The sequence below is a fragment of the Streptomyces chlorus genome, assembly GCF_042655885.1.
Classification (GTDB): Bacteria; Actinomycetota; Actinomycetes; order Streptomycetales; family Streptomycetaceae; genus Streptomyces; species Streptomyces chlorus.
Genome location: NZ_JBHSOA010000003.1, coordinates 416,483 through 424,387, shown reverse-complemented (window position 1 = coordinate 424,387; position 7,905 = coordinate 416,483). Strand labels below are relative to the sequence as shown.

The window sequence follows — 7,905 nt, the reverse complement described above, 5'->3', positions numbered from 1 at the left end:
CGGCCGGCTGGGGGCCGACGCCGCCGAGCTGCCCGGACGGCTGATGGCCGACCTCGCGGACGGCCCCGGCGCCGACGTGGTCATCGAGGCCGCCGGAGCTCCGGACAGCTTCGTCCTGTGCACCCGGGTCGTCCGCTCGGGCGGGCACATCGCCAACATCGGCATGCACGGCAAGCCGGCCACGCTGCATCTCGAGGCGCTGTGGCGCAAGAACGTGACGATCAGCACCGGCCAGGTCGACACCTCCTCCACACCCTGGCTGCTCGACCTGGTGACGTCCGGACACCTGCACATTCCCCCGCTCGTCACCCACACCTTCGGCCTCGGCCAGATGGAGGACGCCTACGAGGTCTCCTCCCACGGCCCCGACACCGGCGCCCTCAAGGTCGTACTGCACCGCGAAGAGAGCACCCCCTCCGGTGACCGGCCGTGAAGGCGGACCTGCGGCTCCACCGAGCCATCCGACCCCCGGGCCTGGACCACTCGCGCCAACGACGCTGACGCCACCTCACCAACCGGCCAGTACAGGAGCCGCGGTGGGAGTGTCCGGCCTCGCCTGGCGGGCGCTGTGGCCGTCGGTCTCGCCTCGGTCGTCGGCCATGCTCTCCTTCTTCGCGGGGGGCGGCCGTCCCGGTAGGCAGCAGCCGTGGTCAGCTGCGGCTCTCAGGGCGGCCTGTGTCCGCCTGCTACTCAACATGCTCTGGTGCACCCCGTGGCTGTCGTCTCTCGGCGAGTGCTGGACGCCGGCGTCCTCGACGCAGTCGTAGCAGGCTGGCCGGCGTCCCTGTCCTGAGCCGTCCTACGGCTGCGAACACGCCACAAGGAGGTGCCTCCCACGGACGTCCTCGTTGGATACGCGACCGTCCACGGTTCCACCCGGACGATCGCCGAGCGGATCGCTTCCGTGCTGAGCGGCGCGGGACTGAACGCAGAGGCCAGAGCCATGCCGGAGGCCGAGGATGCCGACGCCTACCGTGCGTTCGTCCTCGGCAGCGCTGTGCACGGACAGAGCTGGCTGCCCCAGGCCAGGGAGTTCATACGGGAAAATCTGGATGTACTCGCCCCCCGTCCCGTGTGGATCTTCAGCGTCGGGATGCCGGCAGCGCTGCGGGGGCCGTGGCACCGCATGGCCCCCAAGGAGTTGCCGGCCATCGAGGAGGGCCTGCCGCCAAATTTGCGATACCGCGGTCACCCTCTGTTCTTCGGTGTCGTCGAACGGAATCAGCTGTCCCGTGCCGGATGCCTCATGTTCCGCCTGGTGGGCGGACGGTTCGGCGACTTCCGTGACTGGGAGGCGGTCGACAGCTGGACGACGGCTGTAGCCGGGGAGCTCCGCGCAGATCAGTGATGTGGAGCGGACCGGCGATGTGGTGCCGTACCGGTGACAGGCAGGCGTGTACACGGCCGCCGTGTCACCGGTCGCGCACACGGTTGGTGCACACACCCCTCACCTGTCAGGCGTGCGGCACCGGATGGCTCTGGTGTCCGCCTTCTGCTCATGCATCGGCACCGTAGTGGTCAGCCGGCGCCCTGTCCTCCACGCGCGCTGCCCGGTGCTCATGGTCCCGCACGAGCGAGAGCGGTGGTGTCCTGGTGGTCGGCGTGTGGGCCCGTGAGTCAGGCTGTTCATGGCAGTTCATCGTCTTCCTGGTGCTCGGTGCGACGCAGTTCGGCGCGGTGCTCGGTTCACGCGCCCCTCCGGGAGGTCTGGCCAATCCCTTTCTGCTGGTCGCCGTGGGCGCGGCTCTGGCGCTTCAGACGGTCGGTGTGCGTGTGCCCGTGCTGGGGAAGCTGCTGGGTACCGAGCCGCTGTCGCTCACCGAGCTCGCGGTCGCCTGCGCCCTGTCGGGCCTCGGTCAAGTCGTCATGCGTCTCCAGGCACGGCTGAAACCGGAGTGCCCTCCCCGCGCGGGCTCGCCGGCTGTTTGACGGGCCCTCACTGAAAGGCCGCGTGGATCTCCTGCTCGGTGGCGGCGTGGGAGACGACGAGGAGTTCGTCGCCGGGTTGCAGCCGCATCCCGGGAGCGGGGACCGTGGGCCGGCCCTTCCGGATGACGGTCGCGATGACGGTGCCCGCGGGGAGGGAGATTTCGGCGAGTGTGCGGCCCGCGGCGCGGGACTGCGGGGTGATGGCGGTTTCGATGATGTCGACGCCCGCCTTGCTCAGCCGCAGCAGGGCGACGGTGTCGGTGGCGCCGGTGGCCTCCTCGATGAGGGAGATCAAGGGAGTGGCGGCGGGGACCGCGGTGTCCACTCCCCAGTTCTGGTCGAAGAGCCAGGTGTTCTCCTCGTCGTTGACGCGTGCCGCGACCCGGTCCACGGCGAACTGGCGCTTGGCGAGAAGACTGATGACGAGGTTGTCCTCGTCGTTGCCGGTGGTGGCGATGACGAGGTCTGCGGTGAGTGCCCCGGCGTGCTCCAGGAAGGTGGGTTCGCAGGCATCCCCGGCCAGGAGGCGTACGGGCAGAAGGCCTTCGAGCTCGGCGATGCGGTCGTCGTCGATGTCGACGAGGGTGACCTCGTTGCGGGCGGTGGCGAGAACCTGCGCGATCTGCGTGCCCAGGCGTCCGGCGCCGGCGATGAGCGCCTTCAAGTCCCCAGCTCCTTGTCCAGGAAGCCGCGCAGTCTGCCGAGCGAGGTGGCGGCGACGGCGAAGGTGACCAGGTCTCCGGGCTCGGCCGGGGTGCTGTGCGCGGGGACGAGCGAGCGGCCCGCCCGGGTGACCTCGATGACACGGATCTCGCCGTCGACATCGAACTCGGTCAGGCGCCGCCCGGTGAGGTAGCCGGGCAGCTGCGAGCGGACCAGCAGGGTCTCGCCGTTGCCGAAGGTGAGTTCGGGGGTGAGGTGGCGGTGCAGCAGCATCTGGTGGATCTCATGCACCGTCCAGCGGACGCTGGCGATGGTGGGGATGCCGAGTTCGCGGTAGATGTCGGCGCGGCGGGGGTCGTAGATGCGGGCGAGGACGATCGGCACCCGGTAGGTCTCCTTGGCCGTCCGCGCGCTGACGATGTTGCTGTTGTCGCCCGAGGTGACGGCGACGAACGCGTCCGCGTCCTCGATCCCGGCGGCATCGAGGACCGTACGGCTGTATCCGTTGCCCACGTGGAACTGGCCCGGGAAGCCGGCGGGCAGCAGCCTGCGCGTCCTGGCCACGCGGTCCACGATCCGTACGTCATGGCCTTCGGTGGCGAGTTGGGCGGCGAGCAGGGACCCGGCCCGTCCGCAGCCGGCGATGATCGCTCTCATCGCGTACCTCCTTTCGGATCTGCGGGCGTACGGTGGCGCACCCACGCCTTCCTGAGTTCCTCGGCGACCAGCAGCAGCACGCCGAGCCCGGCGAGGACGGCCCAGTCCCCCGCGGCCAGTGGGGCGGTGTTGAACAGGGCCTGCAGCGGGGGCAGATAGCTGATGCCCGCCATGAGAGTGATGCCGAAACATCCGGCGGCCAGCAGCCAGGGGTTGGAAAACGGCCCGACGCGCAGCAGGCTCTGCCGGTCGGTGCGCACCGCGAGGGCGTTGAAGAACTGGCTGATCACGATTCCGGCCTGGACCATCGTGGTCGCCTCCCGGTAGACGGTGTCGTCCTTGGTGAAATCGGAGTACGCGATCCCCGAGGCGTGGATGTGCCAGAAAAAAACGGCGGTCACGCCGAGAGCCTGGATGCCGCCCAGGAACAGGATGCGGCCCATGACGGCCCTGGAGAACAGCTGTTCCTTCCGTGAGCGCGGTGGGCGGTCCATGACGTCGGGTTCCGGCGGCTCGGCGCCCAGCGCCAGCGCCGGCAGGACGTCGGAGCCGAGGTCGATGGCGAGAATCTGCACGGCGCTGATCGGCACCAGCGGGAAGCCGGCCAAGGTCGCCGCGAGGATCGGCACGAGTTCGGCGATGTTGTGGCTGAAGAGGTAGATGAGGAACTTGCGGATGTTCTGGTAGACCGACCGGCCCAGTCGCACCGCCGCGGCGATGGAGGCGAACGAGTCGTCAAGCAGCACCATCACCGCGGCTTCCCGGGCGACATCGGTGCCGGAGGCGCCCATCGCCACGCCGATGTCGGCGTGTTTGAGGGCCGGCGCGTCGTTGGCGCCGTCGCCGGTGACCGCGACGACTTCGCCGCGCCGGTGCAGGGCGCCCACGACCCGCATCTTGTCTTCGGGGCTGACCCGGCACAGCAGCAGCTCACCCGACCGGTCGAGCAGGGTGTCCAGGCCGTCGTCGTCCAGCGCCTCGAACTCGACGCCGGTCACCACGGTGGGGGCGGGTCCGGTGACGATGCCGACCCTGCGGGCGACGGCCTCGGCGGTCAGCGGGTGGTCCCCGGTGACCATCACGATCCGGATGCGGGCCCGTTGGCAGGCGGCGACCGCTTCGCTGACCTCGGGCCGCGGCGGGTCCAGCATCCCGACGAGCCCCAGCAGCGTCAGCTCCGACTCGGCCGTGTCCTGGCGCGGACGGGCGTCGGGCACAGGCCGCCGGGCCACCGCCAGCACGCGCAGCCCCTGGGAGGCCAGCTCGTCGTTCGCGGCGACGACCTGGGACCGCAGCGCTTCGGTCAACGCGCGGCACTCTCCCGCCCAGTCGGCCGCGACGCAACGGTCGAGGAGTTCCTGCGGCGCGCCCTTGACGTACACGCGGTAACCGTCGCCATCGGTGCCCTTGTGCACGGTGCTCATGAGCTTGCGGCCGGAGTCGAAGGGGTACTCCGCGACGCGCGGTGCCGCGGCCTCCTCCGCGGCCACATCAAGCCCTGCCTTCGCCGCGGCCACGAGCAGCGCCCCCTCGGTGGTGTCGCCGAGCACCCGCCAGCCCGCCTGCTCCGACTGGGGGTACCTCCCAGCGTTGGCTGGGGGAGGGACCAGGCGGGCGTTGCAGCACAGGGCCCCCGCCCGCAACAGCCCACGGACCGACTGCGGGTCGGCGACCTCGCCGTCGGGCGCGTACCCCACGCCGGTCACGGCGTGCTCCGCCCCGCCCGCCCACACCCGTACGACGGTCATCTCGGCCCGGGTGAGGGTCCCCGTCTTGTCCGTGCACACCACCGTGGTGGACCCCAGCGCCTCCACCGCCAGCAGCTGCTTGACCAGGGCGTGCCGCCGCGCCATGCGCCGTACGCCGATCGCCAGGGACACCGACATGGTCGCGGGCAGTCCCTCGGGGACGAGGGCGACCATGACGCCGAGGGCGAAGACGAAGGTCTCGACGAACGGCTGCCCGGCGGGCAGGCGCACCATGAACAACAGCGCCCCGATCGCCAGGGCCGTCCCCGCGACCCTGCGGGCCATCAGGGCGACCTGCCGTTGCAGCGGGGTCTTCTGGCGGGGTGCCGCGGCCGTGAGCCGGAAGATCTTGCCGAACTCGGTGGCCGTGCCGGTGGCGAACACCACGGCCTTCGCGGAACCGGCCACCACATCGGTGCCCATGAACACACAGTTGCGGGCCTGAAGGACCGGCCCGGCGGCCACGGGGCGGGCCGTGCGGCCGACGGCGTTGCTCTCCCCCGTCAGCGCCGCGTTGTTCACGGAGACCTCGTGCGCCTCCACCAGACGGCAGTCCGCGGGCACCGCGTCCCCGGCCTCCAGGACCACCACGTCCCCGGGCACCAGGTGCTGCGACGGCACTTCCCGTCTCTCCCCGTCGCGCAGCACCCGGCAGGTGTGTCTGACCATGGCCTGCAACGACTCGGCCGTCCGCTCGGCGGAGTACTCCTGGGCGAAGCCGATGGCGGCGTTCAGCATCACCACGCACAGGATCGCCACCGCGAGTTGCAGCGTGCCCACATCCCGGGGGTCCTGAAGCGCGTAGGCCAGGAACGTGATCGCCGACGCGAGGACCAGGACAACGGCGAACAGGTCGGTGAACTGGCCGGCCAGTTCCCGCCACAGCCGCGTCCGGCCCGCGGACGGAAGCGCGTTGGGGCCCAGGCGGGCCTGCAGCGCCGTCGCGTCCGCCGACGTCAGTCCGCGCGGCGAGGTGTCCAGCGCCGCGAAGACCTCCCCGGTCGGCAGCGTCTGGACCGCGGGGGCTGCCATGGTGCCAGGGGCTGTCAGTTCGCCGCCCCCGTCTGCGGGTGTCTGCACATGAGTCCTGGTTCCCATCGCGGAGCGCCCGGCTTTTCTCTGCGTCACGAGGCGGCCACGCGGACCGCCGTGACCTTGTACTCGGGGCAGGACGTGACGGTGTCGGCGTGGCCGGAGGTGAGGCGGTTGACCCCGCTGGCGGGGAAGTGGAAGGAGCAGAAGACCTGGCCGGGCGCGGTCTGCTCGCCGACGCGGGCGATGAGCCGGGCCCGGCCGTGCCGGCTTTGCACCGTGACCGGCTCGCCGTCGCGTACGGCGTACCGGTGGGCGTCGTCGGGGTGGAGGTCGAGGAAGTCGACCGGGTCGAGGGCGAGGTTGGCGCCGCGCCGGGTCATGCTGCCGGAGTTGTAGTGCGCCCAGCGCCGTCCGGTGACCAGGATCAGCGGGTAGTCGTCGTCGGGGTGTTCACCCGGCGGGAGACAGGGCGCCGCGGCCAGGTGGGCACGGCCGTCGGCGGTGGCGAACCGGTCCCGGTAGAGCTTCGCCTCGCCCGGCTGGGCAGGGTCCCGGCAGGGCCACGGCACGGCGCCCTCCCGGTCCAGCCGGTCGTGGGACAGACCGGCGAAGACGGGGGCGACCCGGCCGCACTCGGCCAGCGTGTCGGCCGGAGTGGGGCAGCCCAGGCCGGCGCCCATGGCCGCCGCGACGGCGTGCACCACGTCGAAGTCGCTGCGTGCCTCTCCCGGCGGGAGTACGGCGGGGCGGACCCGCTGGAACCGGCGGTCGAAGTTGACGAAGGTGCCGTCCTTCTCCAGCCAGGACGCGACCGGCAGCACCACGTCTGCGCGGCGGGCGGTCTCGGACAGGAACAGTTCGCTGCACACCACGAGCGGGCACGCTTCCAGGGCCGCGGCCACCCTGTTCGCATCGGGGTCGGTGGCGCAGACGTCCTCCCCGATGACCCACAGCGCCCGCAGCTCCCCCGCCCGTGCGGCGGCGAACATGTCGGGAATCCGCAGGCCGGGCCGCTCGGGAACCGGTACGCCCCACACCGCCTCGGCCCGGGCCCGCGCCGCCGGGTCGATCACCTTCCCGTAGCCGGGCAGGAGATCGGGCAGCGCGCCCATGTCGGAGGCGCCCTGCACATTGTTCTGGCCGCGCAGTGGATTGACCCCGTGCCCTCGGTCGGTGCCCACGGCACCGCGCAGGATCGCCAGGTTGGCCAGGGACCGGACTCCGTCCGTGCCGTGCAGGTGCTCGGTCACCCCCAGGCCGTAGACGATCGCGGGACGCCGGGCCCGGCCGTAGAGCCGGGCGGCGGCGATCAGGTCGGTGGCGGGCACGCCGGTGATGTCCGCGACCCGGTCCGGCGGGTAGTCGGCCAGCAGCTCGGTGAGTTCCGGCAGGCCGGTGACCCGCTCCCGCAGGAACTCCTCGTCGGTCAGGCATTCGGCGAGCAGGACGTGGGCGAGCCCGTGGCAGAGCGCGACATTGGTGCCGGGGCGGGGCCGCAGATGCACATCGGCGTGCACGGCGAGGCCCACGGCGCGCGGGTCGGCGACCACCAGTCCGGCCCCGCGCAGCACGCGCCTCAGCAGCCGCGCCCCGACCACCGGATGGGCCTCGAGGGGATTGGCCCCCACCAGGAGCAGGCAGTCGGACCGCTCGACGTCGTCGAAGCTGTCGGTACCGCCGGACAGGCCGAAGGAGGCGGTCAGGCCGGCGGCGGACGGGGAGTGGCACAGGCGGGAGCAGTTGTCGACGTTGTTCGTGCCGATGACGACCCGCATGAACTTCTGGACGAGATAGTTCTCCTCGTTGGTGGCGCGGGCCGAGGAGATCGCCGCCACGGCGTCCGGACCGCCGGCGGCGACGGCCGCGCGCAGCC

At 71.7% G+C, this 7,905-nt stretch carries 7 protein-coding genes; 3 read left to right on the top strand and 4 right to left on the bottom strand.

The genetic code is table 11. From position 1 onward, the window contains the following. The 3 genes from ACFPZI_RS02185 to ACFPZI_RS02175 all read left to right on the top strand — a co-directional run. The coding region (locus ACFPZI_RS02185; protein WP_381357343.1) for a zinc-binding dehydrogenase at window positions 1-433 on the top strand (433 nt) is incomplete at its 5' end. A 393-nt stretch (window positions 434-826) separates the two neighbouring features. After that, a complete protein-coding gene (locus ACFPZI_RS02180) occupies window positions 827-1,348 on the top strand; it encodes a flavodoxin domain-containing protein (RefSeq protein ID WP_381357340.1) in 522 nt (173 codons plus the stop codon). A 245-nt stretch (window positions 1,349-1,593) separates the two neighbouring features. After that, window positions 1,594-1,929 carry a cation transporting ATPase C-terminal domain-containing protein gene (locus ACFPZI_RS02175; RefSeq protein WP_381357337.1) on the top strand — a complete coding sequence of 112 codons (336 nt, stop codon included), beginning with the start codon at window positions 1,594-1,596 and terminating at the stop codon, window positions 1,927-1,929. Between the two features lie 7 nt (window positions 1,930-1,936). Here the strand turns inward: ACFPZI_RS02175 and ACFPZI_RS02170 are convergent, their stop codons facing one another. From ACFPZI_RS02170 to ACFPZI_RS02155, 4 genes are all read right to left on the bottom strand, one after another. After that, a complete protein-coding gene (locus tag ACFPZI_RS02170; RefSeq protein ID WP_381357335.1) occupies window positions 1,937-2,593 on the bottom strand; it encodes a potassium channel family protein in 657 nt (218 codons plus the stop codon). Beyond that, entirely contained in the window at window positions 2,590-3,249 is a 660-nt protein-coding gene (locus ACFPZI_RS02165) for a potassium channel family protein (protein ID WP_381357332.1), read from the bottom strand. Before ACFPZI_RS02165 ends, ACFPZI_RS02170 begins: the two co-directional genes overlap by 4 nt. After that, window positions 3,246-6,029 (bottom strand): cation-translocating P-type ATPase, encoded by a 2,784-nt coding sequence (locus ACFPZI_RS02160; RefSeq protein ID WP_381357330.1) that lies wholly within the window; start codon window positions 6,027-6,029, stop codon window positions 3,246-3,248. Before ACFPZI_RS02160 ends, ACFPZI_RS02165 begins: the two co-directional genes overlap by 4 nt. 92 nt (window positions 6,030-6,121) lie before the next feature. Further along, on the bottom strand, window positions 6,122-7,903 hold the full coding sequence (locus ACFPZI_RS02155; protein ID WP_381357392.1) for a molybdopterin oxidoreductase family protein: 1,782 nt from the start codon (window positions 7,901-7,903) through the stop codon (window positions 6,122-6,124). Between the last annotated feature and the right edge of the window lie 2 nt (window positions 7,904-7,905).

Coding starts and splice junctions, on each gene's coding strand:
- ACFPZI_RS02165 (WP_381357332.1), bottom strand. CDS start 3,249: ATGAGAGCGATCATCGCCGGCTGCGGACGGGCCGGGTCCCTGCTCGCC.
- ACFPZI_RS02160 (WP_381357330.1), bottom strand. CDS start 6,029: ATGGCAGCCCCCGCGGTCCAGACGCTGCCGACCGGGGAGGTCTTCGCG.